Below are 26,391 nucleotides of genomic sequence, written 5' to 3'. Positions count from 1 at the left end.
TCTGCACAAGCGGCGCCAATCCCAAGCGCACGGCACACCCTGCGGGAAGCAGTTTTGGCAGATATCCAGATGCAGCATATTTGTCTGCAGATAGACGCCCATAGCCTGCACGAAGACCACTAGATACTGCAAGCTGCGCCAATCGGCCTTCAATTTTCTGCAAATCACGGTAGCGCTGCGCCTGCACTGCAGTCCGTTACCGGCGATTTGGTGGCAATTGACGTGGTTTGCCAAAGAGAACCGGGCACCGCTGGATGAAATGCCGCAGAAGTGCAGCAGCTGCCGCAACAGGACTGGCAGGATTTGGGAGCTTTTAGCACCACGGAGATGTATTCAATCCCGATTGGTATATGTGGGTATTCCGGACCGAGCGCAGGAAAGCGCTGCACCGGCCAGAAGTACGGCGCTTGAAGTGTTCACGGAAGTCGGCCCACGATGTATTCCGTGGGCCGTGGCAGGTGGCGCGATCTGGGAGTGATCCCACTAGGGCGAGGCGTGGGCCGCCTCGTCCTGCAACTCTTCAAAGAAAACGAGGCGATTGCCAAACGGGTCAGCAATGCGCAACTCCTGCATGCCCCAGGGCATGCGCTCCAACCCCGGCTTGGCATTGCGGTAGTTTTTGGCCAGCAAAGCCTGCTGGAAAGCCGCCAGCCCCGGCCATTCAATGCGCACATTGGCGCCAGGGCTCCCGTCCCCATGGTGCTCGCTCAGGTGCAGAATGCAGAAGCGACCGTCCTGCCCCTTGAGGCTCAGTTGCTGGTAGAGCGGAAAATCGTCACCGAAACGGTGTGTCCAATCCTGCGAAAAGCCCAGGAACACCTGGTAAAACTCGACGGCCCTGGCCTCGTCAAAACTGCGCAGCACGGGAATGATGGGGTTGCTCAGCATGGAAAAAACCTTGGTTCGCTATCACTTTTGACATGCTGGCGCCCCATGGACAGGCGCCAGCGCATGATGGAGCAAAGCCCCTTTCGATCAGCCCAGTGCAGCAATGACCTCCGGAGGCGCTTGCACCAACTCGATCAGCACCCCTTCACCGGCAATGGGAAACTCATCATTGCTCTTGGGATGCAGGAAAGTGATGTCGTAGCCTGCAGCCCCCTTGCGGATGCCACCCGGTGCAAAGCGCACGCCATTGGCACTGAGCCATTCCACGGCGACAGGCAGGTCATCGATCCACAGGCCGATGTGATTGAGCGGCGTGGCGTGCACGGCAGGCTTTTTCTCGATGTCCATGGGCTGCATGATGTCCACTTCCACCTTCATCGCGCCTTTGCCCATGGCCAGAATGTCCTCATCCACATTCTCTCGCTCGCTCTGGAAGGTGCCAGTCTGCTCCAACCCCAACATATCGACCCAGAGCTTTTTCATGCGGCCCTTGTCGGTACCACCGATGGCAACCTGCTGAATCCCCAGAACCTTGAACGGACGCGTTTGTGGCATGTGTATGTATCTCCTTGAACAATCCACGGCTCAACCCTTGGTTGCGCCGACGCCACCATTGTGCCAAGGCTTTGCTGTCACCTGGCGGACTGCGTACCCAGGAGCCCATTCAAAGCCCACGCCCAGAGGGTCTTCAGAGGAGAGACACCGCAATGAATCAGTGGAAATCGGGGCCTCGTCCGGTGCTGCTTTTTGTAAGAATCGAAAACCAATTACATTTATTGAAAAAATAGTATTAGGCTATCTATAGAATATTGGCCATGGGTTTCTGATATGAAGCCCGACTTGATTTGCAACCGTAGTACTTGAAAACCTCCACTCCATGCAAGGCAAACCCACCTGTCAATGCTCTCAACCGGCCAAGCGACTGCTGGCCTGGTCATGGCGGTAGGTGGACCCATGGACTACTACGCCTCGCAACGCCCTTCTGCCTCAGGTACGGTTGCGAGCGGGATTGCGGATCCGCGTTGGCAACGCAGTCTGCGAACCCTGCGCAGCATCTGGCCTTTCATTGCGCTGGCCATTGTGCAGGCCACGCTAGCCGTCATCAGTTTGCAGATGCTCAGCGCACTGCGCTCCTTCAGCACTGGAGAAAGCCAGTGGAGCAAGGGCCAGAAGGACGCCATCTACGCACTGAGCGATTACGCCACCACAGGCAACGCCAGTGCCTATGGCCAGTTCCAGAAAGGGCTGCGCATTCCCATGAGCGACATGCAGGCCCGCAAGCTGATCGAGGCACGGGGCAGCAACGCCGAAATCCAGGCGGCGCTGCTGCTCAAGGAAGGCCGCAATGAGCTTGCAGAGATCAAGGAGCTGTTCTGGCTGACTGGCTACTTCAAGAATACCGACCTTGTGGCCCCACTCCTCGAAAAATGGCAGGCCAGCGACGGAGCCCTGATGGAACTCCAGTCTCTTGGCAATCTGATCCATGCCAGCTTGCAGATCGGCCCTCCCACACTCACCTTGCAGCGGGGCTGGCTTGCCCAGCTCAATACCCTGCAGTCCCAGCTCTCTGCCCTGGAGCAGGAATTTTCCAACGCCCTGAATATGTCGGCCCGCAAGCTCAAGGCAAGCCTGCTGTGGCTCAATATCGGAGGCGCCCTGCTCATGCTGGTGCTGCTGATGTGGCACACCAGCCGCCTCAAGCGCGATACCGAACAGGTGGAAAACACCCTGGACATGGTGAGCCAGCGCGCAACCACGACCTTGGCAGCCATTGGCGATGCCGTCATCACCACCAATGCCGCAGGTGATGTGCTCTATATGAACAAGGCCGCCGAGCAATTGCTGGGGGCCAGCCTTCACCAGCTTTTCCTGCGCAACTTGGCAGAGCGCATGCGCACCCCGCCAGCAAACCTCGAAAGCTACCTGGTTCAGGATGCCATCCTGGACGCCTTGAGTGGCAAAGCGCTGGTGAATGAAGCCATCTTCACCATCTACGACAGCCACCGTCGCGCGCGGCAGGTGAAAATGGCCTATACCCCCATTGGTACGCACACCGGCACTGTTGAGGCGGTTTTCGTATTCCATGATGTGAGCCAGGAGCAGACCTTCATCCGCGAGTTGGCTTGGCAGGCTACGCACGACCAGCTGACCGGCCTCGTCAACCGCTATGAATTTGAGCGCCGCCTGGGGCTGGTGCTGGCCCAGCCGCACGGGCCTGAAGGCCCCGCTGGTGCCATCATGTATCTGGATCTCGACCAGTTCAAGGTCATCAACGACACTGGCGGCCATTCTGCGGGCGACGCCATGCTGCGCGCCATCAGCACCATGCTCCAGCATGGCCTGCGGGCTGAAGACACCTTGGCCCGAGTCGGCGGCGATGAATTTGCCGTCCTGCTGGAAAACTGCCCTTTTGATCTGGCCAAGGAACTGGCCGAACAGATTCGGGACGCCGCCCAGCATCTACGCATCCAGTGGGGAGAGCGCAGCCTCAGCTCCAGCATCAGCATAGGTCTGGTCAAGCTCTGTGCTCCCCTGGATTCGGTGGAGGAGGTCTTCCGCGTGGCCGACATGGCCTGCTTCGGCGCCAAGCAGCGCGGCCGGAATGTGGTGTATGCCTACGACCCGGCCGTAGACCAGGAAATTGCCCGCTACGTGGGCGAAATGGAATGGGTGGAGCGCATCAAGACAGCGCTGGAGAGTGACCAATTCATCCTGCATGCCCAGCCGATCCATGCCTTGAACAACAGTGCGGAAGCGGCTGCCGGCCACGGCTTGCATGTGGAAGTGCAGATACGCATGCGCATGCCCGACGGCAGCGTCATCAGTCCTGTGCACTTCATTCCCGCTGCCGAGCGCTATGGCCTGATGCCGCTGGTAGACCGCTGGGTGGTCAACAAATCGCTGGAAACCCTGGCTGCCATGCAGAAGGCGTGGCATGTGATGCCCATCTCATGCTGCGCCATCAATCTCTCGGGTACGACCCTGGGCGACGAAAAGCTGCTGGATTTTCTGCGCCACCAGATCGAGCTGCATGGCATCAACCCGCGCATTCTGTGCTTTGAAATCACCGAGACCGCGGCCATCACCCACCTGCCCAATGCGATTCGCCTGGTCAAATCGCTCAAGGACATGGGTTGCAAGTTCTCGATGGACGATTTCGGCGCAGGCGTCTCGTCCTTCGCATCCCTGAAGAACCTGCCGGTCGATTTTCTGAAGATCGACGGCGCCATTGTGGCCGACATGCAGCGCGAGCCCGCGCACCGCGCCATGGTGGAAGCCATCAACCACCTGGGCCATGCGCTGGGCATGAAGACCATTGCCGAATTTGCAGCCACGCCCGAGATCGTGGAGATGCTGCGCGACATGGGCGTGGACTATGCCCAAGGCTATGCCACGGGTGCGCCCAAGCCTTTCCCGGGGGCAAATGCATCCCCCGCCGCCAATGAGGTCGCTGCAGTTGCATCATCCTCCGCCGCCAGCGCCAGACTCGGCAGCCCTGCACCCAACCTGCCGCTCTCCATTGCCCGTGGGCTTATCTAGCAGCGGAGGCTGGCTTCGATTTCGCCCACGAAAAAAGCCCGATGCAATCGGGCTTTTTCTTTGCGTTTGTAGGGCAGCGTGTGGGTCAGCCGGGTCTGCGCGCTTTGCCGGGCTTGCCCGCTTTGCCGCTGACCTTGACGCCCGCACGCGGCGGCAAGCCGGTGTGCTGCGTCAGCATCTGGCCCGCCTTGGGCTGCTGCGCCGAGCGGAACCGGACATCGCCCTTGGGCTCCTGCTGGGCCTGCGGACGGCGGGGCGCCAGGGCAACCGCCTTGCCATCCTTGTTCACGGTGTAGCCCAGACCGCCACCGCCGGGCTTGGCCGACGTGCTGTTCTTCTTGCGCGCACTCTGGTAGCTGCCATCCACCAGCGGCTGGAAGGTGGGAATCAGGTGCTGCTTGCCATTGCCGATCAGGTCGGCGCGGCCCATGGCCTTGAGCGCATCGCGCAGCACCGGCCAGTTGTTCGGGTCGTGGTAACGCAAGAACGCCTTGTGCAGACGGCGGCGCTTTTCGCCACGCACGATGTCCACCGACTCCTCATCCGCGTCGCGCATCTGGCGCCGCACCTTGGTGAGCGTGTTGCGACCGCTGTGATACATGGCCGTGGCGGTAGCCATGGGGCTGGGGTAGAAAGTCTGCACCTGGTCGGCGCGGAAACCGTTCTTCTTGAGCCAGACTGCGAGGTTCATCATGTCCTCGTCGCTGGTGCCCGGATGGGCGGCGATGAAGTACGGAATCAGATACTGCTTCTTGCCCGCCTCTTCGCTGAACTTCTCGAACAGCTGCTTGAAGCGGTCGTAGCTGCCGATGCCGGGCTTCATCATCTTGGACAACGGCCCTGTCTCGGTGTGCTCGGGCGCAATCTTCAGATAGCCGCCCACATGGTGCTGCACCAGTTCCTTCACGTACTCGGGCGACTTCACGGCCAAGTCGTAGCGCAGGCCCGAGCCGATCAAAATCTTCTTGATGCCGGGCAGCTTGCGCGCGCGACGGTAGATCTTGATGAGCGGCGCGTGGTCGGTGTGCAGGTTCTGGCAGATGCCGGGAAAGACACAGCTGGGCTTGCGGCAGGCCGCTTCAATTTCGGGGCTCTTGCAACCCAGGCGGTACATGTTGGCCGTGGGCCCCCCCAGGTCGGAGATGGTTCCGGTAAAGCCCTTGACCTTGTCGCGGATGTCTTCGACCTCCTGGATGATCGAATCCTCGGAGCGGCTCTGGATGATGCGGCCCTCGTGCTCGGTGATCGAGCAGAAGGTACAGCCGCCAAAGCAGCCGCGCATGATGTTGACCGAGGTGCGGATCATTTCCCAGGCGGGAATCTTCGTCTCGCCCTCATGGCTGCCCTGCGCGTCAGCGTAGCTGGGGTGTGGGCTACGGGCATACGGCAGGCCAAAAACCCAGTCCATCTCGGCGGTGGTGAGCGGAATGGGTGGTGGGTTCAGCCACACATCGCGGGCCGTCGCACCCTCGCCGTGTGCCTGCACCAGCGCACGGGCATTGCCGGGGTTGGTCTCCAGGTGCAGCACGCGGTTGGCATGGGCGTAAAGGATCGGGTCAGCCTTGACCTGCTCATAGCTGGGCAGGCGCAGCACCGTCCTGTCGCGCGGTGGCTGCTTGCCCTTGGCGCGCAACGACAGGTTGGGGATGAACTGGATGGGTTGGGCGGCAGGCCCTGCCTCGGCTTTTTTGACGCCGCCAGCATTGATGACCTCTGCGTTCATTGCTCCTGAATCAGGAGCATTTTCCTTGGAACAGGTCTGCCCCTGGGCTTCGGCCTGCTCGCTGGTGGTCATATACGGATTGATGTGGGGCTCCACCACGCCGGGCTCGTCCACAATGGACGAATCCACCTCATACCAGCCCTCTTCCGACGCGCGGCGGAAGAACGCAGTGCCACGCACATCGGTGATGCTCTCCACAGGCTCGCGCGCCGCAATGCGATGTGCCACCTCGACCAGGGCCCGCTCGGCATTGCCGTAGAGCAGAATGTCGCACTTGCTGTCCACCACGATGGAGCGGCGCACCTTGTCGCTCCAGTAGTCGTAGTGGGCAATGCGGCGCAAGCTGCCTTCAATCCCGCCCAACACAATGGGCACATCCTTGTAAGCTTCGCGGCAGCGCTGGCTGTAGACGATGGCGGCACGGTCGGGGCGCTTGCCACCCACGTCGCCGGGTGTATAGGCATCGTCCGAGCGGATCTTGCGGTCTGCCGTGTACCGGTTGATCATCGAATCCATGTTGCCCGCCGTCACACCCCAGAACAGGTTGGGCTTGCCCAGGGCCTTGAAGGCCTCGGCACTGTGCCAGTCCGGCTGGGCAATGATGCCCACGCGAAAGCCCTGCGCCTCCAGCACACGGCCGATCACCGACATGCCAAAGCTCGGGTGATCGACATAGGCGTCGCCCGTGACCAGAATGATGTCGCAGCTGTCCCAGCCCAGTTGATCCATTTCCGCGCGGCTCATGGGCAGGAACGGTGCAGTGCCAAAACGCTTGGCCCAGTATGGCTTGTAGCTGGTCAGCGGCTTGGCGGCACGTTCAAAAAAGGAGACGTCAATGGGGGCAGTCATGGGCAACAGTCAGGGTAAAGCGCGCTCTGGCTCGGGCAGGCCATAGCAGCAACAGGCCCGATATTTTAGGGAAATAGCCCGTAGCGCGCTTTCATACGGGTATTGTTGCTATTAGTTTTATAGTTTTCGCAACATGCAGCGCGGGTGGCCAACAGCGAAAGCCCCCATACAGATATTGCGCTGCATCAATGTGTCTCGCATTGTCGCATGTTTGACTCAGATTACAAAAACCAAGGGCAGCCTGCGCTGCCCTCTTTCCATCAGTCAATGGACCCTGGCCCTGCCCGGCATCCACCCGGCTCCAGGCCGGGAAGCTGCCCAGTGTTCACCACTCTCCGCATTCACGCACACGCTGCGCCAGGTCCACATAGCCGTCGTCATCGTTGGCACTGGGATGTGCCGGCAAGGCGGCCACGAGCTCGGTTGCATAGGCAGGCAGCTCCATGTCTGCTCTACCAAAGCCATGGTTGTTCAAGGCGTCCAAGTTGGTTTGCAGTTGGTGTTGCATATGTGCTCCCGAAAAAGATCTGTGTGAGTAAAAAGGGCTGAAGTTGATAAAAAAGAATCGAGGTAGACTCGCGCCTTGCCTCGTTATCCCTGTTTGCCTGATGCAGTGCGCCGTCTCCGATGCACCCCGTCATTGAAACAATGGTATGTGTCTAACGCATGACGTTGCTGTCTCGTTGACGCCAACATGTTGTAAGCAAACATCTCTTTCCTCGTCCAATGCCCTACACCCTGGCGCAAGCCGTCCATAGCGATCTGCTGATCAAGAAAAGCCGATTCATTGGCTGTGTGCAGCCCGTTGCAGACCGTGCCCAGGCCCAGGCCATCGTGCAGCGCCTGCGCGCCGAACACCCCGCCGCCAACCATGTGTGCTGGGCCTTGCTGGCGGGCGGCCAGTCGGCAGCGGTGGACGACGGCGAACCCAGTGGTACCGCCGGCCGGCCCATGCTCGATGTGCTGCGCCACCAGCAGCTTGAAGGCGCGCTGGCCACCGTGGTGCGGTACTTTGGCGGCGTCAAGCTCGGAGCTGGCGGCCTGGTGCGCGCCTATACCGATGCCATTGCCCAAGCGCTCTTGCAGGCCGAAAAGGTGGAGCGCCAGGCCATGGCCTGCCTGCAGTGCAGCATTCCATACGCACTGGAAGGCACGTTACGCCGCGAAATTGCGCAGGCCCAGGCCCAACTACTGGCCATCGAGCACGCAAGCCAGGTCGTTGCCACCATTGAATTGCCAGCCAGTGCCGCCCCCGCGTTCATTGATCGCATGAACGATCTGGCCCAGGGACGCATTGGCTGGATCGATATACCCGATCTGCCCTAGGGAACCTCTACAAAGCGCGTTGCTCATCGGGCTGTAACGACTGCTAAAACATTTCCACCGACACAGCTGACCAAACATACCTATTTTTGTGTTTAAGATTCGTATCTTCAATTCGAAAAAGCTGCACCTTCGCGCATCGTTTTTGGCAGGAGTGATCGATGGCAATTCATTTGTGGGACTATGCACCGGACGCCTTGGAAGTGGCGATGAGCGAACTTTTGGTGGCAACCGCCGACGAAGCGGATACGCTGATTGACCAGAATGTGAAAGAGGTGCTGCATGGCCTGCGCGAGCACCTGAACATGGATGTGATCTTCGTCTCCGAAATCCGCGACGGCAAACGCATGTTCAAGTACGTCAACCACAAGCCCGACCGTGCGCTGATCGAAACGGGTGGTGGGTCCACGCTGGAAGAATCCTTTTGCCAATGTGTGCTCGACGGCCGCCTGCCCCGCCTGGTACAAGACGCTGCGGTCTATGCCGAGCAAGCCAGACTGCCTCCGACGCCATTCCGGGTTGGTGCGCACCTGAGCACGCCCATCGTGCTGTCTGATGGCCAGGTGTATGGCACGCTGTGCTGCTTCAGCACCGAACCAGACCCTGGCCTGCGGGAGCAGGACCTGCAAAAGCTCGAATGCATCGCCAAATACACGGCCAAGCGCATCGACGGCCGCAACCTGGAGCGCGAAGCCGAAAGCGGGCAGTGGAAGCTCCAGCCGCTGGAAGACAACCGGCCCACCCTCCCCAGGCCACGCACGACGCGGCCCTGAAGGCCTCTGGGTGCCCCCCCCGGACATCCGTCTGGCACCTGGCAAGAGTCGCATTGCCGCCACAAAGCCCGAAAGACCGGGCTGGGCAGCTTGCAGTTGTTGACGTGATTCCGCTCTGCAATGGCTCAGCGGAGGAGAATGGACCATGCTTTGAGTATTTGCCATCTGCCTGATCACCGGTGTTCTGGCTGGTGACACGCTCACCGCACGATGCGGCGAACCTGGCTCTCCCGAGCCGTTCAGGCTTCGGCTATTTGATACACCCCCATGGACCCAGGACATGACACCTCACCAATGGCTGAATCGCATGGCAAGCCTGATTGCCGCATCCTTTTTGCTTGCCAGTCATGCGCTCGCGGCGGACAAGGCGCCGCACCAGCAGTACCCTGATGCCGCAGCCAGCGACCCTGTCAGGCTGGGATGGATGGTGGGCTCCCCTCCCCCTGCAGATCGCATTCTGCGGTTTGATGATGGCTCGTATTTCCGCTTTCCCGCCATGCGCTGGAGTGTCTCGCACTTTCGCGAACTGATGCCCACAGTGAACGTCTCGCGTGGTCTCGGTCCCGCAACGTCGCTATCGAGGGCATTGCGCGAAGACATTGACCGACTGGAGTTCAAGCGCCTTGACTCCGGCGAGAAGATGACCTGGAGCGAATCGCTGCAAGCCAACTACACCGATGGCATCGTGGTGCTGCACCAAGGCCGCATCGTCTATGAGCGCTATTTTGGCGCCCTCCAGCCAGATGGTCAGCATGGGGCAATGTCAGTAACAAAGTCCTTCGTGGGAACACTGGCGGCCATGCTCGTTGCCGAGGGGCGGTTAGATCCAGCGCGCAAGGTGGCGGAATATGTACCAGAACTCGCCTCCTCGGCTTTTGGCAGCGCAACCGTGCGCCAGATCATGGACATGACCACTGGCATCCAGTTCAGCGAAGACTACGCTGACCCCAATGCTGAGGTCTGGGCCCATGCGGCAGCCGGCAATCCGCTACCCAAACCCAAGGACTTTACCGGTCCGCGCACCTACTACGAATTTCTGAGAACAGTGAAACCGCAAGGCTTGCACGGTGAAGCATTCGGCTACCGTACGGCCAATACCGATGCCCTTGGCTGGATCATTGCGCGGGTTACCGGACAGTCCGTAGCACAGCTATTGTCAGACCGCATCTGGAGCCAGTTGGGTGCGGAGCAAGATGCTTATATGTCCGTCGACTCCATCGGAACGCCATTTGCAGGCGGCGGCCTCAATACAGGCCTGCGCGACCTCGCCCGCTTTGGCGAAATGATTCGCAACAATGGCTTCTACAACGGCAGACAGATCGTCCAGGCGGCAGCTATCGAAGACATTCGCAAAGGTGGGAAACCCTCCGACTTCGCGAAAGCTGGCTACCAACTCCTCCATGGCTGGACTTACCGCAACATGTGGTGGATCACGCACAATGAACACGGCGCCTTTGCCGCGCGTGGCGTACACGGCCAAACGATCTATGTCGACCCCAAGGCGGAAATGGTCATCGCCCGGTATGGATCACACCCCGTCGCCGGAAATGCGGCCAACGATCCCACGTCCCTGCCAGCATTCCATGCACTCGCGCTGCATTTGATGGCACATTCACGCTGACAAATTCCACACCTCTGCCGGCAAAGACAGCCGACACGGCCACCTGGTGATGAAGGCCAAAATCAACGGTGAGAGATTGCAGCAGATGCTGGGGCTCCCCCCCCCGACAAGGCTGTAAATTCCACCATCCCCAAAAAAATAGAACCTCTCCGTGCCGCCATGGCACAGGGGAAGCTCTTTCCAGACACATCATCGGCTCATCAACAAATTGGCATAAAAATGAAAAAATTTCTCATTGCCTCACTTGCCTTGTTCTCTCTGGTTCGACCAACTCCATCGCTCGCCGACAACGTCAATGGGAAAACTATATACCTTCAGCGCTGCGCCATGTGCCACGGTACTGATTTGAAAGGAACAGGCGCGCTGGCCAGGAAAAGCACGCCTCCAACCCCTGACCTGACAACCCCCGCGTTCAAAAAACGGCTCAATGACTACCCCGGCGTCATTGTTTCATCCGTGGTGCTTCGCCCCAATGGCGATTTGATCCCTAGAACATTGCAGGAGAACGGAGTGAAGCTCGCGCCGTTCAATTGGAGAAACAAGGACCTTCGCGATCTGCATCAATACATGAGCGGAGAGATTTCAAGAAGCCGCTGACTTGCATGCCGCATCACATCCACCCCGAGCCTCGCTTTTCCATTGTGCCGGGTCGGCTGTGAAGATTTTGCCCGCGCGCGCCTGAACCGCGCCTAGGCGCCTACGCTTCGCCAGAATCGGACGGCATTCCGTCCACACCAAAGGCCACGCCAAGCTGTTCCAGCTTCGCACGCGCCTCATGGTGCACCACGCCGCGTTTGCTGGTGTCCTTTTCCAGCAACCGAAAAAGAGTATGCTTGCCAACATTGGTATTGCGGATCACTTCCACACGCACACCCCAGAACTTGTCATTGGCGAAACGGTCCAGAATGTCTGCATCGGCATCCGGATTCATCGCTGCAGTGGCCCGAATTGCCTGGTTAGGATCAGTCAGAAACGGCTCCAGCTCTGCAGTGTTTGCTGCACCACATGCGGCGATGTAACGCTTTTGCTCTGCGGCTTTCTGCTCAGGTGTCTTTTTTGCCATCGGTTTCTCCGAGAAATGGGATGTTCTATCCTCAGGACTGCTCTTGCAGCAGAGCATAAGCCCGGAAGCCTGCGCCTTTGGAATGGCCAATAGACCGCCACCCCACTTTCAGTAACTTCGCCACTCGCGGATCGAATTGCAATGTAGAATCTCCCCCGCATGCCGTGATGTTGCTTTTCAAGGCATGCAGACGCGGGTGTCGTTCAATGGTAGGACTCTTGCTTCCCAAGCAAATAACGTGGGTTCGATTCCCATCACCCGCTCCAGAATCGAAAACAGAAAACGCGCCGAATGGCGCGTTTTTCTTTGCCTGCGAAGAAGCTTAGTGGGTATGCAGGCCACCGTTCACCGAGAACTCGGCACCCGTGGCATAGCCTCCATCTTCTGACGCCAGCCAGGCAATGATGGCGGCAATTTCCTGGGGCTCGCCCAGACGCTTCATGGGAATGGTGCCAACGATCTTTTCCAGCACATCGGGGCGGATCGCCTTGACCATGTCGGTGCCGATATAGCCCGGGCTGACGGTGTTGACCGTGACGCCCTTGCCTGCCAGCTCCTGCGCCAGCGCCATCGAGAAGCCGTGCATCCCGGCCTTGGCAGCCGAGTAGTTGGTCTGCCCGGCTTGCCCCTTGGCGCCATTGACCGAGCTGATATTGACGATGCGGCCCCAGCCCTTTTCCACCATGTCGGCAACGACTTGCTTGGTCACGTTGAACATGGAGTTCAGGTTGGTTTCGATCACTGCCTGCCAGTCATCGGGTGTCATCTTGATGAACATGCGGTCGCGGGTGATACCGGCGTTGTTCACCAGCACATCGACCGTGCCGTGCTCCGCCTTGGTCTTGGCAAACGCCTCGACCGTGGACTCCCAACTGCCGACATTGCCGACCGAAGCATAGAAGGTGTAACCCAGCGCCTTTTGCTCGTCCAGCCACTTCTGGAAATCACGCGTGGGGCCACAGCCCGCAATCACCTTGAATCCGTCTTTGTGCAAGCGTTGGCAAATGGCCGTTCCAATGCCTCCCATACCGCCAGTTACATAGGCCACTTTTTGACTCATTTATATCTCCTTGGTATTGCGTGGTTTGATAGCGCACTACCACTTTAACCAAGAAATAAGGCCCCGAAACCCTCGTTTACGCCAAGCGCTCAGAATCTCGATTTGGCGCCATTTTTTGGGGTAAATGTCATGCGCAAACAACAAAAACGCGCTCCGTGGAGCGCGCTTTTTTTCCTTTGAATTCGAGCCATTTTAAAGGCTATCGAAATGCAGGCTTTGATTGCAGAAAGTCACAAAGCTGCCATGGATGCGTGACAGCTTTGTATGCGCCGTGTCCGCTTATACGCGCTCCACAGCCAGGGCCACGCCCATGCCGCCGCCAATGCACAGACCGGCAATGCCGCGCTTGGAGCCGCGGCGCTTCATTTCATGCAGCAAGGTCACGAGAATACGAGCGCCCGACGCACCGATGGGGTGACCAATGGCAATGGCGCCGCCATTGACGTTGACCTTGCTCGTGTCCAGGCCCAGTTCCTGGTTTACTGCGCAGGCTTGGGCCGCAAAGGCTTCGTTGAGTTCGAACAGGTCGACCTCGCCCTCTTTCCAGCCGGTCTTGGCCAGCACCTTGCGCACGGCGTGCATCGGGCCCATGCCCATGATCTTGGGGTCGAGCCCCACGGTTGCAAAGCCTGCAATGCGTGCCAGCGGCTCTGCGCCCAGTTCCTTGGCCTTCTTGGCGCTGGCCACCACCAGTGCGGCAGCACCGTCGTTCAGGCCCGATGCATTGCCTGCGGTGACCGAACCGGCCTTGTCAAAGGCTGGCTTGAGGCTCGCAAGTGCATCTCCATTGGTCTTGCGGTTGATGTATTCGTCAGCCTTGAACTCGATGGGGTCGCCCTTGCGCTGCGGGATGGCGACCGTGACGATTTCTTCTGCAAAGTTGCCCGCGTCCTGCGCAGCGGCTGCCTTTTGCTGGCTTGCCAGTGCAAAGGCATCCTGCTTTTCACGGTCGATGTGGAATTCCTTGGCCACGTTCTCGGCGGTGATGCCCATGTGGTACTGGTTGTACACGTCCCACAGACCATCGACGATCATGGTGTCGGTCATTTTCCAGTCGCCCATGCGCTGGCCGTCACGCGATCCATTCAATACATGGGGCGACAGGCTCATGTTTTCCTGGCCGCCAGCCACCACCACATCGGCATCGCCATTGCTGATGGCCTGCGCAGCCAGCATGACGGACTTGAGACCCGAGCCACACACTGCGTTGATGGTCAGCGCAGGCGTCTTCTTGTCCACGCCTGCCTTGATCATGGCCTGGCGCGCCGGGTTCTGCCCCACACCAGCAGCCAGCACCTGGCCCATGATGACTTCATCGACCTGGTCTGCGCCCACCTTGGCGCGCGCCAGTGCTTCCTTGATTACTGTCGCCCCCAGGTCCGTTGCGGGCACCTTGGCCAGCGAGCCACCGAACTTGCCGACTGCCGTACGCACGGCCGAAATGATGACGATGTCTTCCATGGTTCTTCCTTTAAAAATTGGCGCTGGCGCCTGTCATATTTAGCTTTTCAGCTATCAAATCCGATACTCGCTGTTGCTGCCTGCCTGCAGGAGCACCCACATTATTGCATTGCAACATACCCACCACCCAGCGGCCCTCGCACCGGCATGCGGATGGTACGCAGCCCTGCGCAGGCCAGGCCCGAAGGGGTGCTTGCGGGCCCGCCGTGCTGCAGTCAGGCCCGGGCCTTGACGTAGCTGCCCGGCGCAGGCTCCAGCGCCTTGTAGGCAGTGCGGGCTTTGCCGTAGGCCTTGGGCGCCGCCACCTTTTTACCGCTGCTTTTGGCAAGCCAGTCCATCCAGTCCGTCCACCAGCTGCCAGGCAGCTCGTCCGCCCCCTGCAGCCATGCATCGATGCCGGAGGGGAACTTGCCGTCCTCACGCAGCCAGTGGCTGCGCTTTTTCTTGGCAGGCGGGTTGATGACACCGGCAATGTGGCCGGAGGCGCCCATCACGAAACGCTTCTTCCCACCCAGTACCTGGGTGCTGGCATAGGCCGCGCCAATCGGTACGATATGGTCTTCACGCGAGCCATAGATATAGATCGGCATGTTGATCTTGCTCACATCGAGCGGCTCCCCGCACACCGTGAGCGCGCCGGGCTGCACCAGCTTGTTCTCCAGATAGAAGTTGCGCAGATACCATGCGTAGTAAGGACCTGGCAGGTTGGTGGAGTCGCTGTTCCAGTACAGCAGGTCAAACGGCGGCGGGGTTTCGCCCTTGAGGTAGTTGCCCACCACGTAGTTCCACACCAGATCGACCGGACGCAGAAAGCTGAAGGTCGATGCCAGATCCTGCCCGGCCATCAGACCGCCCTTGCCCATGGTCAGTTCGCGAAACTTGACGAAGTTCTCGTCGATGAACACGTCAAGCACGCCGGTGTCGGAAAAATCCACCAGGGTAGTGAGCAAGGTGGCGCTGGCCACCGATTTGTCCCCCCGTGCCGCTAGCACCGCCAGACCGTTGACGAGCATGGTGCCGCCCACGCAAAAACCCAGCGCATTGATCTGCGCCTGGCCGGAAATGTCTTTGACCACCTCGATGGCCTTGATGACGGCATCGCCGATATAGTCGTCCCAGGTCTTGCTGCCCAGGCTCTCGTCGGGGTTGCGCCAGCTCACCACAAAGGTACGGTGGCCGTTTTCCACCGAATGGCGGATCAGCGAGTTCTCAGGCTGCAGGTCAAGGATGTAGTACTTGTTGATGCACGGCGGCACAAACAGCATGGGGCGCTCGTACACCTGGGCGGTCAGCGCCTTGTACTCGATCAGCTGGAACAGCTCATTCTCGAACACCACCGCACCCTCGCTGGTGGCCACATTCCGGCCCACCTCGAACTGCGATTCATCGGTCATCGACACATGGCCCTGGCGCATGTCGGCCAGCATGTTCTGAATGCCCTGGGCAATGCTCTGGCCTTTGGTGTCGATGGCTTTTTGCTGGGCTTCAGCGTTCAGCGCCAGAAAATTGCTGGGCGCCGTTGCCGCTACCCACTGTTCCACACCAAAACGGATACGGGCGCGGGTCTTTTCGTCGCCCTGAACGGCATCGACCATGTCCATCAAAGCCTTGGCGTTGAGGGCATAACTTGCGGCCGTCAATGCTGCCATCGGGTTGTGCTGCCAGGCATCGCCTGCAAACCGCCGGTCTTTGGGTACCGGCACCACGCCCTTGGCGCTTTCGGTCCACAGCGCCATGGCATCCTTGGCGTATTGCTCCTGAATGGCCCGCAGCTTGTCGGCGTCCAGACTGACGGGCGCGCCGCCAGCCTGCGGCTGGGCCAGGCCGTTGAAGAGGCCCGTGGGCGCGCCCATGGCGTTCATTGCGGGCATCCCCTTTTGCAGGCCTTGCAACGCCTGCGTCCACATCTGCCCGTATTGCTGGCCCAGCTGTGACAGCTGCGCCATCTGATCACTTCCCGGTCCCCAAAATTGCTCTTGCGTCATCGCTGTCTCCCTGGTTGGCCGTGTGCCCATGAAATGAATTTCGATACCATCTTAGGCCCAAAATCCGCCTCCAAAGCCCCGACACGCGCCTACTTCGGGTAAATTCCGAGCATGTATCTGCTTTTGATTGGCTGGCTCTATGTAGTGCTGATGATGGCCGTGGTTGAAGCCGTCAGCCCGCAAGGCACCGTGCTGGGCGCCGTGATCACGCTGCTGCTCTATGGCGCATTGCCCATCAGCATCCTGATGTACATCGGTGGCACACCCGCCCGACGCAGGGCCCGCCGTCTGGCCGAACAGGCGCAGCAAGATGAAGAGGCGCGTCAAGCTGCACAGGGCACAACCCCCTTGCCGGCTCAGACGCCCAGGGAGTAACCCTAGACCTAATGCACTGCCTTATGCTTGAGGCGCAGGCTGCTGAACACCGCCGACATGGCCGCAAACGCAGCGGCCATGTACAGGGCCACCGTGGTGCCCCTGCCGCTGGTCACAGGCCAGAGGGTGAAGATGATGGCCACCAGCACCGCTCCCAGCGATTGCCCCGTGAGCCGCGCGGTGCCGAGCATGCCGCTGGCCGCTCCGGCACGCGCCAGCGGCGCCGAGGTGACAATGGTGTGGTTGTTGGGCGACTGAAACAGGCCGAAACCCAGGCCGCACAGCGCCATGCGCCAGCCGATGTTCAGGTCGCCCGGGTCGGCAGGCAGCAAGGCCAGGCTGAGCAGGCCGAAAGCCAGAATGGCCATGCCGATGCCGCCCAGCAGGCCGTCTTCCACCTTGCCGATGAGCTTGCCCGCCACTGGCGCCACCAGCACGATGGCAGCCGACCATGCCGTCATCAGCATGCCGGCGGCAAAATGGCTGCGGCCCAGCGCATCGAGCAGCATGAATGGCAGCGCAATGAACGAGAGCATCTGCGCGCTGAACGCGCCAATCGACGCCCCCATGGACAGTGCAAACACCGGAATGCGCAGCAGATCGAGTGGCAAGAGCGGCAAGCTGAGTTTTTTCTGCCTCAGCACATACCAGGTGCCCAGCACCAGACCCAGCCCCAGCATGGCCCAGCCGGTACTGGCCTGTCCCGCTGCGGCCGCTGCATCGTGCCGAGCGCCGATGCGCTCCGCCCCCAGAAACACCAGCGAGAACATGGCAAAGTTCAGCACCACATCCACCGGCGTGAGCCGTGCGTGAGGCGCGGCCAGCAATTGCGGTGGGTTGTGCGGCAAGGCCTTGCGCCCCAGCCACAAGGTCAGCAGCCCCAACGGAACGTTGATGGCAAACAGCCACGGCCAGCTGGCAATCGACAGAATCAATGCGGCCACGCCCGGCCCGGCAACGGACGACACCGCCACTACCAGCGAATTGAGCGCCATGCCCTTGCCCAACCTGGAAGCCGGGTACGTCAGCCTCACCAGCGCCGCGTTCACCGCCATCACCCCTGCCGCCCCCATGCCTTGCAGTCCGCGTGCTGCAATCAGCAGCCACAGCGACTGCGCCAGCATGGCAACGGCCGACGCGATGGTGAAACACAGCAAACCAATGAGATACACCTTGCGGTAGCCGATGCGCTCACCCAGCGCCGCCAACGGCAGCAGCAATCCCAACGTGCCCAGTTGGTAGGCATTGACGATCCAGATCGCCTCCGAAGGCTGGGCATTGAGCTGCTTGGCCACCGTGGGCAGGGCCAGATTCATGATTGAGCCATCGAGCACGGCCACAATCAGGCCCAGCACGATCACCAGCATCGCGAGGCGCCGCTCGGGCATGGGAAGGCCGTCTCTCATGGCTGGAGCCGGTGCCTGTACCAAGACCGTATCGGGTGTCAGAGACTTATCCATGGCTGGCTCGATTTGCTATGAAAATATGAGCTACTGCGCATAACTGGCGAGCGCCAGCAGCCGATTCGCACCTCAGGCATGCAGTCTCCCACTCGCGCGTGGCGGATGGATATGCATGCGCTGCCGCCATCATGCACCCTGGCCCCGGTACAGCATGGTCAGGTGCGGAATGCCGTCTTCCAGGTATGGCTCCGACACCACCTCGAAGCCGCAGCCTTCGTAGAAGGTCTGCAGATAGGCCTGCGCCCCGATGCGGATCGGTGATCCGGGCCAGCGCTGCTCCACCTCGGCCATCGCATGGCGCATCAGCTCCCAGCCAGCGCCTGTGCCGCGCACGGCTGCCATGGCCAGCACGCGGCCAATGGAGGGTTCCTCGTAAGCCTGCCCAGGCGGCAGTATGCGTGCGTACGATTGCAGAACGCCCGCCTGGTCGCGCCCGAGCAGGTGCCAGGCGCTCTGGTCTTTGTAATCCAGGTCCTGAAAGGCCACCTGCTCGGCAATGAACACCTGGCAGCGCACGTGCAGCACGTCATACAGATCGCCCAGGCTCAGCTGGTCAAAGGAAAGACAGGTCCAGTTCAATCGGTCGGCAGGAGAAGAAGGCTTGGGCATGGGGGCTGTGACTCAAACAAAGGCAGAGCGGTATAACTGGCGGCCAGAACACCGTGGATGAATTCAATCGGTCTTGATCTGCTTCTTGGCAGCCTGCAGGGATTGCACGACTTCCGGCATCACGTATTTGAAAGTGCCAGTGGCATGGCAGCAGAGCTTGCCCGCCTCGTCATACAGCCAGCCTTCACAGAAAGCCATGGTCTTGGTGCGCGAGAGCAGCTTGCCCTTGGCCACCAACGGGCCCTTGGCAGTGGCCATGAAGCTGGTTTTCATCTCGATGGTGACGGCGCCGCTGCCTGCAATCGCGCTGCGCGCCGCGTGGGCCATGGTCACATCCAGCAACGTCATCGATGCGCCGCCGTGCGTCACATCAAAGCTGTTGAGGTGCTCGGGGCGCGCGTGATAGTGCAGCTCGCTCTCGCCATCGGCCCATTTGTGCAAGCTAAAGCCCAGGTGGCTGACAAAGGGGATTTCAACTTCAAAGGGCAGCACGGCGGGCTCCAGCATGAGAACGTAGAACGCAAGGACAAGACAACAAAGGCCGCGCGGCGGCGGGCGGCCCATGCAGCAAGCATAACCGCTTGTAGGCTTGATTAAGGGGAAACCCTGACGTTTAGGTGACAGCACCCTGTCAGGCCTCTATAGCAGCCGCGAACCCGCTACAGTCCAAGGTCAGACACGCAGATTCAGCGAGCCGCACACCATGTCCATTCAGATCCGCCCTCTCGCACCTACCGACTACCTGGGCTGGAAGCCGCTTTGGGATGGCTACAACGCCTTTTATGGCCGTGAAGGCGAAACCGCCCTGCCCGATGCCATCACCCAGAACACCTGGCAGGGCTTTCACAATCCCTTAGTACCGATGTTTGCACTGGTGGCGGAATCCGAGGGGCGGCTGCTGGGCCTCACGCACTACCTGTTCCACGTGAGCACTTCACGCCTGCAGCCGGTGTGCTATCTGCAGGATCTGTTCACCCTGCCCGCCTGCCGCGGGCAAGGCATTGGCAAGGCTTTGATCGAGGCCGTGTACGGCGAGGCCCACCGCGCAGGTGCCTGCCGCGTGTACTGGCAGACCCAGGACCACAACACGGCCGGGCGCGCCCTGTACGACAAGGTGGCACAGCACAAGGGGTTCATCGTGTACAGCCATGAGCTGTGAAGGCCTTGAACCACTGGCGGCACGGCAAAGCCCCTGTCGCGGCGCGAGGAGATCGCAAATACGTTCTTACCCTGCCGTCACCACGCTCACGCCGCCATCCACCGCCAGAAACTGGCCGGTGATGTGCTTGCCCGCGTCGCTGGCCAGCAGCACGGCGGCACCCTTGAGGTCTTCGTTATCACCCAGGCGCCCCAGCGGCACATTGGCGGTCATCTGGTCTTCGCCCAGCTGGTCGATCAGGCCATTGGCGAGCTTGGTGCGGAAGAAACCCGGAGCCAGCGCGTTGACGCGGATGCCATAGTGCCCCCACTCGGCCGCCAGCGCACGCGTGAAGTTGATCACCGCGCCCTTGCTGGTGTTGTAGGCAATGGTTTTCATCGCCACCGGGTTGCCGCCCAGCCCCGCGATGGAGGCCACGTTGATGATGGCGCCGCTGCGCCGGCCGATCATGCTGTTCTTGGCAATGTGCTGCGACAGCAGAAAATAGCCGCGCACATTCAGGTTCATCACCTTGTCCCAGGCGGCGATCGGGTGGTCTTCGGCGGGAGCGCCCCAACTGGCACCCGCGTTGTTGACCAGGATGTCCAGGTCTCCCACGCGCTCCAGCGTTTCTGCGGCCAGACGTTCGATATCTGTCTCCACCGCGCAATCGGCGGCGATCCAGCGCGCGTCGATGCCCGCGCCACGCAGCTCGGCCACAGCGGCTTCCAGCTCGGTGGCCTTGCGGCTGGTGACGACGATCTTGGCGCCCGCCTCGCCCAATGCATGCGCCAGTTGCAGGCCCAGGCCGCGCGAGCCGCCGGTCACCAGCGCAGTCTTGCCGCTCAGGTCGAAAAGCTGTTGAATCCTACGCGCCATGGTGCATCTCCGTTACTACGATTTTGATAGCTTCAGGCGCTTTCCACATCTACGCCATCGGTTGATTTTGCTGAAAACCCGCTCCTGACTGGCAGCCTATGCCGTGGTCGGCAGCACGTAGTCGGCATGCTGCTCGCGCAGCCGGGTTTTCAGCATCTTGCCTGTGGCCCCGAGCGGAATGCTCTCGACAAACACCACATCATCAGGAATCTGCCACTTGGCAGTCTTGCCTTGATAGAAAGCCAGCAAGGCTTCCCTGCTGACCGACTGGCCCGGCTTCAAGGCCACAAACACCACCGGGCGCTCGTCCCACTTGGGGTGCGGCATGCCCACACAGGCGGCCATGGCCACGGCGGGGTGGGCCATGGCGATATTTTCAATGTCGATGGAGCTGATCCACTCGCCGCCAGACTTGATCACGTCCTTGCTGCGATCGGTGATGTGCATGAAGCCATCGGCATCGATGGTGGCCACATCGCCCGTAGGAAACCATTCGCGCCCCTGCGCATCCTTGACCAGGGGGGACGCGCCCTCGTTGCGGTAATAGTTGCCCACCGTCCAGGGGCCGCGCACCAGCAGATCGCCGTAGGTCTTGCCGTCCCAGGGCTGGTCCTCGCCGTTGTCGCCCACGATCTTCATGTCCACACCGTAGATCACCCGCCCCTGCTTGGCCAGCAGCCTGGCCTGCTCCTCCGCAGGAAGGGCCAGGTGCTTGTTCTTCAGGGTGCAGACCGTGCCCAGCGGGCTCAGCTCGGTCATGCCCCAGGCGTGCAGCACGGTCACGCCGTAATCGTCCTGGAAGGTCTTGATCATCGCTGGTGGGCAGGCCGAGCCGCCAATCACCGTGCGCTTGAATGTGCTGAACTTCAGGCCCTGGCTCTGCACATGGTTGAGCAGCATCTGCCAGACCGTGGGCACACCGGCGGCAAAAGTCACCTTTTCGGCCTCGATCAGCTCGTACACCGACTTGCCATCCAGCCCCGGGCCGGGGAACACCAGCTTGGCGCCATTCAAGGGCCCGGAAAACGGCAGGCCCCAGGCGTTGACGTGGAACATGGGCACCACCGGCAGCACCACATCGCGCGACGAAATGTCCATCACATCGGGCAGCGAGGCGCCATAGGCGTGCAAGGTGGTGCTGCGGTGCGAATACAGCACCGCCTTGGGGTTGCCCGTGGTGCCGCTGGTGTAGCACATGCCGCAGGCGGTGTTTTCGTCGAACTGCGGCCAGTTGTAGCTGGTGGGCGCCGCGGCAATCCAGTCCTCGTAGGACACCAGGCCGGGGATGCCGCTGCCAGCCGGCAGCTTGTCTGCATCGCACAGCGCCACCCATTGGCGGACCGTGGGGCATCTGGCATGCACCGCCTGGACGATGGGCAGAAAGCTCATGTCAAAGCACAGCACCGCATCTTCGGCGTGGTTCACGATCCAGGCGATCTGATCGGGGTGCAGGCGGGGGTTGACGGTATGGATGACGCGGCCCGAGCCGCCTACGCCGTAGTACAGCTCCAGGTGGCGGTATCCGTTCCAGGCCAGGGTAGCCACGCGCGTGCTCGGCGCAAGCCCCATGGCGTCGAGCGTACCTGCCACCTGGCGCGCGCGCCGGGCAAAATCGGCGTAGGTGTAGCGGTGGATATCCCCCTCCACCCGGCGCGAGACGATCTCGGTATCGCGGTGGTAACGCTCCGCAAACTCCAGCAGGTTCGAGGTCAGCAATTGCTGGTTTTGCATCAGGCCAAGCATACGTTCTCCTTCAGTCTTATTCGATGTGCAGCGCTTATCCGGCAAGCGCCAGCAGCAACCATTTTTGTAGCACCAACCGGTGGCACCCAGCCATCGTAGCAACCCTAGTTGCGGCAAATCGGCATGAGCAAATGCCGCTGGTGCATGTGGGCGCCGCGCAAGGGTAAGGTAAGGCAAGGCGCGCCGGTCGGCAGCATGCTGCTGTCGCCTTCCGTACAGTTTCTACAATGTCGGTCTTTCTTTGGCGAGACGGTGCCCTGTGTTGATTCCCGTGTATGAAGACGCGCACCTCTTGGTGCTGAACAAGCCTTCCGGCCTGCTGTGCGTGCCCGGCCGTGGGCCGGACAAGCTCGATTGCCTCAGCAGCCGTGCCCAGCAGCAGTGGCCCGACGCCCTTGTGGTGCACCGGCTCGACCAGGCGACCTCGGGCCTGGTGGTGATGGCGCGCAGCCTGGCCGTGCAGCGCGCACTGGGTGACGCCTTTGCCGCGCGCAAGGTGGACAAGCGCTACATGGCTGTCGCCAGCGGCTTCCCTGTGGCGCAACCCGCGCCTGCCGATGCCGCCTTGCTGGCCGGCATGCCGCAAGACGCAGAGCACTGGAGTCTGATCGACCTGCCGCTGATCGCCGACTGGGAACGCCGCCCGCTGCAGCGTGTAGACCATGCCGTTGGCAAACCCAGCCAGACCTGGTGGCGCGCGGTGACGGGCCAAGAAGCAGCGGCTCTGCCCTCCATCCCTTCGGACAGCACGCGCTTGTGGCTGGCACCCGTCACCGGCCGCACCCACCAGTTGCGCCTGCATCTGCAGGCCATCGGGCACCCGATACTGGGCGACAACCTGTATGCCACGCCCGGCGTACAGGCAATGGCGCCCCGCCTGCTGCTGCAGGCGCAGCACATTGCCTTCACACACCCGGTGACACAGGTGCCGGTGGCGTGCACCCTGCCTGCGGATTTTTGAACCGTTCAGGATCAGGCTAGGCCGGTATGGCTGCCGATACGGATGGCTGCTTAAGGGATGCGCCCACCGTCTCATCCATGTGCGCGCGCAGCAACTCCATCACCTGCTGCGCCCTGGGCCCCAGTGCCCCCGTGCCGCTGCGCAGCAGCACGGACACCTGCGGCAGCGAGGGCAGGCCCTCGCCCGGGGCAATCACCCGCAGGCCTTGCAAGGGCAGCATGCGCTGTGACAGCAGCGCCACGCCCAACCCCGCACGTACGGCAGCCTGGATGCCCGATACGTTGGGGCTGGTATAGGCAATGCGCCAGCGCCGGCCCATGGCGTCGAGCTGACCCAGCGCGTAGCCGCGCAGGATGCATTCATGCGGAAAAAGCACCAGCGGCAGCACCTGCGATTGCTCAGGGTGGCTGCCTTGCGCGCATACCCATTGCAGGCTTTCGGCCCAGCAATCCGGGCCGGAGCTGGGCTGGCTTTCCACGCGGCGAAACAGGGCTACATCCAGAAGGCCATTGCCCAGGTCCGCCTCCAAAAGCCGCGAAAGGCCGCACCGCACCTCCAGCCGCACATGGTCGTCTCCCAGCGCCAGCGGGCTGAGCACGGCGGGCAGCGAATCGACGGCCAGGTCTTCGGTGACGCCCACGCGCACCAGCTCGGGCAGGTCTTCGGCAAACAGATTGCGTGCCTCGTCGTGCAGCGCCAGGATGCGCCGCGCATAGCTCAGCATGCGCTCGCCATCAGGTGTGAGCAGGCTGGAACGCGCACCGCGCGACAGCAACTGGCGCCCGGCCTGCTCCTCCAGTTTCTTGATCTGCTGACTGACGGTGGACTGGGTGCGGTGCACCCGCTCGCTGGCGCGCGAAAAACCGCCGCTGTCCACCACCGAGGTGAAGGTGCGCAACAAGCTGATATCAAAGTCGGCCATTCGAGTCTCCTGCAGGCAATCCATCGATAAATCAAATATCTCACATGGAAACTTTGAATTTCCAAATATCAGCTTAAACCCCTACAGTGGATTTGTCATCCTCTTTTGCCGCCCACTGCCATGTCTGCCCTGCCCCCTTCTTCGGCCTTGCCACTGCCTTCGCCCTCGCGCCTGACGGTGCTGGCCTTTGCCATTCCCTTCACCCTGGTCTGGGCCAGCGCGTTTGCCGCCACCAAGTTTGCACTGCTCGACAGCTCGCCGCTGCTGTTCCTGGCCATGCGCTTTTTCTGTGCAGGGGCGCTGCTGCTTGCCTGGAGCCACTACCGGGGCGAGCGAATTCGCCCCAGTGGCCGCGAATTCGCCAGCCTGCTGCTGATAGCCGCCTGCAACCATGCGCTGTACCTGGGCGTGAGCTGGAGCGCCATGCGCGAGGTGTCTGCGGGTCTGGCCACCATCGTGATCGGGGCCGCACCCATTGTGGTGGCCCTGCTTGCCGTGCCGCTGCTGCGCGAGCGGCTCACGGGACGCAAGCTTGCCGGCCTGCTGCTGGGCTTTGCGGGCATGGCCTTCATCGTGCGCCACCGGCTGGGCGGCCCGCTCGACTCCTGGCACGGCACGCTCATGCTGCTGCTCGCGCTCTTGCTGATTTCGCTCGGCACCGTGCTGTACAAGCGTCTGCGCATTGGAGTCGGCAGCACCGCCAATATTGCGCTGCAGCTGCTGCTGGCTTCGGCGATCATGCTGCCGTGGGCGCTGTCAGTGGAACAGTGGTCCGATGTGCACCTGAACCTGCGCTTTGCAGCGTCCATGCTCTGGTCGGTGGCCGTGGTTTCCATCGCGGGCTACACGCTCTGGTTCGCACTGCTGCGCCGCACCGATGCGAGCAGTGCCAGCGCCTGGTTCTTTCTGACCCCGCCACTGGGCCTGATCGTTGGCTGGGCCGTGCTGGGCGAGCCCCTGGCGCTGGCCGATTTTCTGGGCATCGTCCCTGTGGTCATCGGCATTGTGCTGGTCACCCGCGTCCCCCGCGCGGCGCCTGCTGCTGCCCCTTTGCCCCAGCCGCAGGCGTGCAGCGCAGGCAACCGGTGAGCGCAAGGCTCACACGGGTGAATTCACTATCAGAAATATAGCAACTGGCGCTTATCAGCAAAGCGCCAGCAGCATAAAGAACTGAAAACCGGCTGGCACCGGATCAGAGATCAGGCCTCAAATATGGCGCATCAGGCCGCCGTCAACCTTGAGGTTCTGCCCGGTGATGTAGGCGGCGCCCTCGGACGCCAGAAACGCCACCGTCGCTCCGATCTCGTCGGCCGTGCCGTAACGCTGCAGCGGCACGGCGGCCTGCCGCTCGTCCTTCTTGGGCAGACTGTCGATCCAGCCGGGCAACACATTGTTCATGCGGATGTTGTGCTTGCCGTACTCGTCGCAGAAGATCTTGGTGAACGCCGCGAGGCCCGAGCGCGCCATGGCCGAGGTGGGAAACAGCGCCGCTGGCTCAAACGCCCAGGCCGACGAGATATTGATGATGGCGCCACCGCCCTGGGTCTGCATGATGGGCGCAACCAATCGCGTGGCCCGCACCACGTTCAGAAAATACACTTCCAGGCCCTTGATCCAGTCTTCATCGCTGATGGCAAGCAAATCACCCTTGGGGCCGTGGCCTGCGCCATTCACCAGCACATCGATGCGGCCAAAGCGTTGCATCACCGCGTCCACCAGTTTCTGCATGTCGGCCACGTTCTGGTTCGAGCCGGTCACGCCGACACCTCCCAGCTCCTTGGCGAGGGCCTCACCCTTTCCCGAAGACGACAGAATGCCGACGGCAAAACCGGCCTGGTGCAGTTGGCGTGCGGCTGCAGCGCCCATGCCGGAACCGCCGGCGATCACGATGGCAACTTTTTGCTGGCCCATGGTGCAATTTCTCCTGAATCGATCAAACCCAGCCATCCTAACCAAGCTCTTCGAAGTGCGCAGCCGAACCGATAGAAAAGGATGAAGCTGCGAGGGGCGAAACG

General features: G+C 61.2%; 24 protein-coding genes and 1 tRNA gene. 10 read left to right on the top strand and 15 right to left on the bottom strand.

Going from position 1 to position 26,391, the window contains the following annotated elements; genetic code table 11:
* Nucleotides 1-483 precede the first annotated feature (483 nt).
* Nucleotides 484-888, bottom strand: a complete 405-nt coding sequence (locus ABIE32_RS17225; protein WP_429017912.1) for a glyoxalase superfamily protein — start codon at nt 886-888, stop codon at nt 484-486.
* Nucleotides 889-975: 87 nt separating this feature from the next.
* A complete protein-coding gene (locus tag ABIE32_RS17220; RefSeq protein WP_429017911.1) occupies nt 976-1,443 on the bottom strand; it encodes a VOC family protein in 468 nt (155 codons plus the stop codon).
* Nucleotides 1,444-1,842: 399 nt separating this feature from the next.
* Between ABIE32_RS17220 and ABIE32_RS17215 the strand changes: the two genes are divergently transcribed.
* Nucleotides 1,843-4,428, top strand: coding sequence for an EAL domain-containing protein (locus ABIE32_RS17215; RefSeq protein ID WP_429017909.1), 2,586 nt, complete (start codon nt 1,843-1,845; stop codon nt 4,426-4,428).
* An 85-nt stretch (nt 4,429-4,513) separates the two neighbouring features.
* On the opposite strand, the gene ABIE32_RS17210 is transcribed toward ABIE32_RS17215, so the two are convergent.
* Complete coding sequence (locus ABIE32_RS17210) at nt 4,514-7,000, bottom strand: YgiQ family radical SAM protein (RefSeq protein WP_429017908.1); 2,487 nt, start codon at nt 6,998-7,000, stop codon at nt 4,514-4,516.
* 325 nt (nt 7,001-7,325) lie between these two features.
* Nucleotides 7,326-7,508, bottom strand: coding sequence for a hypothetical protein (locus ABIE32_RS17205; RefSeq protein WP_395024698.1), 183 nt, complete (start codon nt 7,506-7,508; stop codon nt 7,326-7,328).
* A gap of 218 nt (nt 7,509-7,726) precedes the next feature.
* Here ABIE32_RS17205 and ABIE32_RS17200 point away from each other — a divergent pair, with 218 nt between their 5' ends.
* The 4 genes from ABIE32_RS17200 (at nt 7,727) to ABIE32_RS17185 (ending at nt 11,314) form a co-directional block, all read left to right on the top strand.
* Nucleotides 7,727-8,326, top strand: a complete 600-nt coding sequence (locus ABIE32_RS17200) for an IMPACT family protein (protein ID WP_377780331.1) — start codon at nt 7,727-7,729, stop codon at nt 8,324-8,326.
* Between the two features lie 158 nt (nt 8,327-8,484).
* On the top strand, nt 8,485-9,096 hold the full coding sequence (locus ABIE32_RS17195) for a GAF domain-containing protein (protein ID WP_429017906.1): 612 nt from the start codon (nt 8,485-8,487) through the stop codon (nt 9,094-9,096).
* Nucleotides 9,097-9,520: 424 nt separating this feature from the next.
* On the top strand, nt 9,521-10,717 hold the full coding sequence (locus ABIE32_RS17190; protein ID WP_429017933.1) for a serine hydrolase domain-containing protein: 1,197 nt from the start codon (nt 9,521-9,523) through the stop codon (nt 10,715-10,717).
* Nucleotides 10,718-10,936: 219 nt separating this feature from the next.
* Nucleotides 10,937-11,314, top strand: coding sequence for a c-type cytochrome (locus tag ABIE32_RS17185; RefSeq protein WP_395024695.1), 378 nt, complete (start codon nt 10,937-10,939; stop codon nt 11,312-11,314).
* Nucleotides 11,315-11,414: 100 nt separating this feature from the next.
* Here the strand turns inward: ABIE32_RS17185 and ABIE32_RS17180 are convergent, their stop codons facing one another.
* Nucleotides 11,415-11,870: a hypothetical protein gene (locus tag ABIE32_RS17180; RefSeq protein WP_429017904.1), complete on the bottom strand. Its 456-nt coding sequence runs from the start codon at nt 11,868-11,870 to the stop codon at nt 11,415-11,417.
* 102 nt (nt 11,871-11,972) lie between these two features.
* Between ABIE32_RS17180 and ABIE32_RS17175 the strand changes: the two genes are divergently transcribed.
* Nucleotides 11,973-12,046: transfer RNA gene (locus ABIE32_RS17175), tRNA-Gly, on the top strand.
* Between the two features lie 56 nt (nt 12,047-12,102).
* Here the strand turns inward: ABIE32_RS17175 and phbB are convergent.
* The 3 genes from phbB to ABIE32_RS17160 form a co-directional block, all read right to left on the bottom strand.
* Nucleotides 12,103-12,840 (bottom strand): acetoacetyl-CoA reductase, encoded by a 738-nt coding sequence (gene phbB / locus ABIE32_RS17170; protein ID WP_224148990.1) that lies wholly within the window; start codon nt 12,838-12,840, stop codon nt 12,103-12,105.
* Between the two features lie 279 nt (nt 12,841-13,119).
* The gene (locus tag ABIE32_RS17165) at nt 13,120-14,301 is read right to left on the bottom strand and encodes an acetyl-CoA C-acetyltransferase (RefSeq protein ID WP_429017901.1); all 1,182 of its coding nucleotides are present in this window, start codon (nt 14,299-14,301) and stop codon (nt 13,120-13,122) included.
* Between the two features lie 215 nt (nt 14,302-14,516).
* Nucleotides 14,517-16,286 carry a PHA/PHB synthase family protein gene (locus ABIE32_RS17160; protein WP_429017899.1) on the bottom strand — a complete coding sequence of 590 codons (1,770 nt, stop codon included), beginning with the start codon at nt 16,284-16,286 and terminating at the stop codon, nt 14,517-14,519.
* Between the two features lie 111 nt (nt 16,287-16,397).
* Between ABIE32_RS17160 and ABIE32_RS17155 the strand changes: the two genes are divergently transcribed.
* The gene (locus tag ABIE32_RS17155; RefSeq protein ID WP_224148992.1) at nt 16,398-16,661 is read left to right on the top strand and encodes a hypothetical protein; all 264 of its coding nucleotides are present in this window, start codon (nt 16,398-16,400) and stop codon (nt 16,659-16,661) included.
* 8 nt (nt 16,662-16,669) lie between these two features.
* On the opposite strand, the gene ABIE32_RS17150 is transcribed toward ABIE32_RS17155, so the two are convergent.
* From ABIE32_RS17150 to ABIE32_RS17140, 3 genes are all read right to left on the bottom strand, one after another.
* A complete protein-coding gene (locus ABIE32_RS17150) occupies nt 16,670-18,121 on the bottom strand; it encodes an MFS transporter (RefSeq protein WP_429017897.1) in 1,452 nt (483 codons plus the stop codon).
* Nucleotides 18,122-18,250: 129 nt separating this feature from the next.
* Entirely contained in the window at nt 18,251-18,733 is a 483-nt protein-coding gene (locus tag ABIE32_RS17145) for a GNAT family N-acetyltransferase (protein ID WP_224148994.1), read from the bottom strand.
* A 63-nt stretch (nt 18,734-18,796) separates the two neighbouring features.
* Nucleotides 18,797-19,225, bottom strand: coding sequence for a PaaI family thioesterase (locus ABIE32_RS17140; protein WP_184711051.1), 429 nt, complete (start codon nt 19,223-19,225; stop codon nt 18,797-18,799).
* 211 nt (nt 19,226-19,436) lie between these two features.
* On the opposite strand from ABIE32_RS17140, the gene ABIE32_RS17135 reads away from it, so the two are divergent.
* The gene (locus tag ABIE32_RS17135) at nt 19,437-19,892 is read left to right on the top strand and encodes an N-acetyltransferase family protein (protein WP_429017895.1); all 456 of its coding nucleotides are present in this window, start codon (nt 19,437-19,439) and stop codon (nt 19,890-19,892) included.
* A gap of 66 nt (nt 19,893-19,958) precedes the next feature.
* Here ABIE32_RS17135 and ABIE32_RS17130 read toward each other — a convergent pair whose 3' ends face one another.
* Both ABIE32_RS17130 and ABIE32_RS17125 read right to left on the bottom strand, forming a co-directional pair.
* Entirely contained in the window at nt 19,959-20,750 is a 792-nt protein-coding gene (locus ABIE32_RS17130; protein WP_429017893.1) for an SDR family oxidoreductase, read from the bottom strand.
* A 96-nt stretch (nt 20,751-20,846) separates the two neighbouring features.
* Nucleotides 20,847-22,493, bottom strand: a complete 1,647-nt coding sequence (locus ABIE32_RS17125; protein ID WP_224148997.1) for a 3-(methylthio)propionyl-CoA ligase — start codon at nt 22,491-22,493, stop codon at nt 20,847-20,849.
* Nucleotides 22,494-22,752: 259 nt separating this feature from the next.
* Between ABIE32_RS17125 and ABIE32_RS17120 the strand changes: the two genes are divergently transcribed.
* On the top strand, nt 22,753-23,454 hold the full coding sequence (locus ABIE32_RS17120; RefSeq protein ID WP_429017892.1) for a pseudouridine synthase: 702 nt from the start codon (nt 22,753-22,755) through the stop codon (nt 23,452-23,454).
* 16 nt (nt 23,455-23,470) lie between these two features.
* Here the strand turns inward: ABIE32_RS17120 and ABIE32_RS17115 are convergent, their stop codons facing one another.
* The gene (locus ABIE32_RS17115) at nt 23,471-24,376 is read right to left on the bottom strand and encodes a LysR substrate-binding domain-containing protein (RefSeq protein WP_224148998.1); all 906 of its coding nucleotides are present in this window, start codon (nt 24,374-24,376) and stop codon (nt 23,471-23,473) included.
* A gap of 120 nt (nt 24,377-24,496) precedes the next feature.
* On the opposite strand from ABIE32_RS17115, the gene ABIE32_RS17110 reads away from it, so the two are divergent.
* The gene (locus tag ABIE32_RS17110) at nt 24,497-25,465 is read left to right on the top strand and encodes a DMT family transporter (RefSeq protein ID WP_429017890.1); all 969 of its coding nucleotides are present in this window, start codon (nt 24,497-24,499) and stop codon (nt 25,463-25,465) included.
* Nucleotides 25,466-25,582: 117 nt separating this feature from the next.
* Here ABIE32_RS17110 and ABIE32_RS17105 read toward each other — a convergent pair whose 3' ends face one another.
* Nucleotides 25,583-26,287: an SDR family oxidoreductase gene (locus tag ABIE32_RS17105; protein ID WP_224149000.1), complete on the bottom strand. Its 705-nt coding sequence runs from the start codon at nt 26,285-26,287 to the stop codon at nt 25,583-25,585.
* Nucleotides 26,288-26,391: the final 104 nt, after the last annotated feature.

The organism is Comamonas sp. 4034, assembly GCF_050434545.1.
Lineage (GTDB): Bacteria > Pseudomonadota > Gammaproteobacteria > Burkholderiales > Burkholderiaceae_C > Comamonas > Comamonas odontotermitis.
Note: the sequence above shows the minus strand (reverse complement) of the source record. Positions and strands in the feature narration are given on the sequence as shown.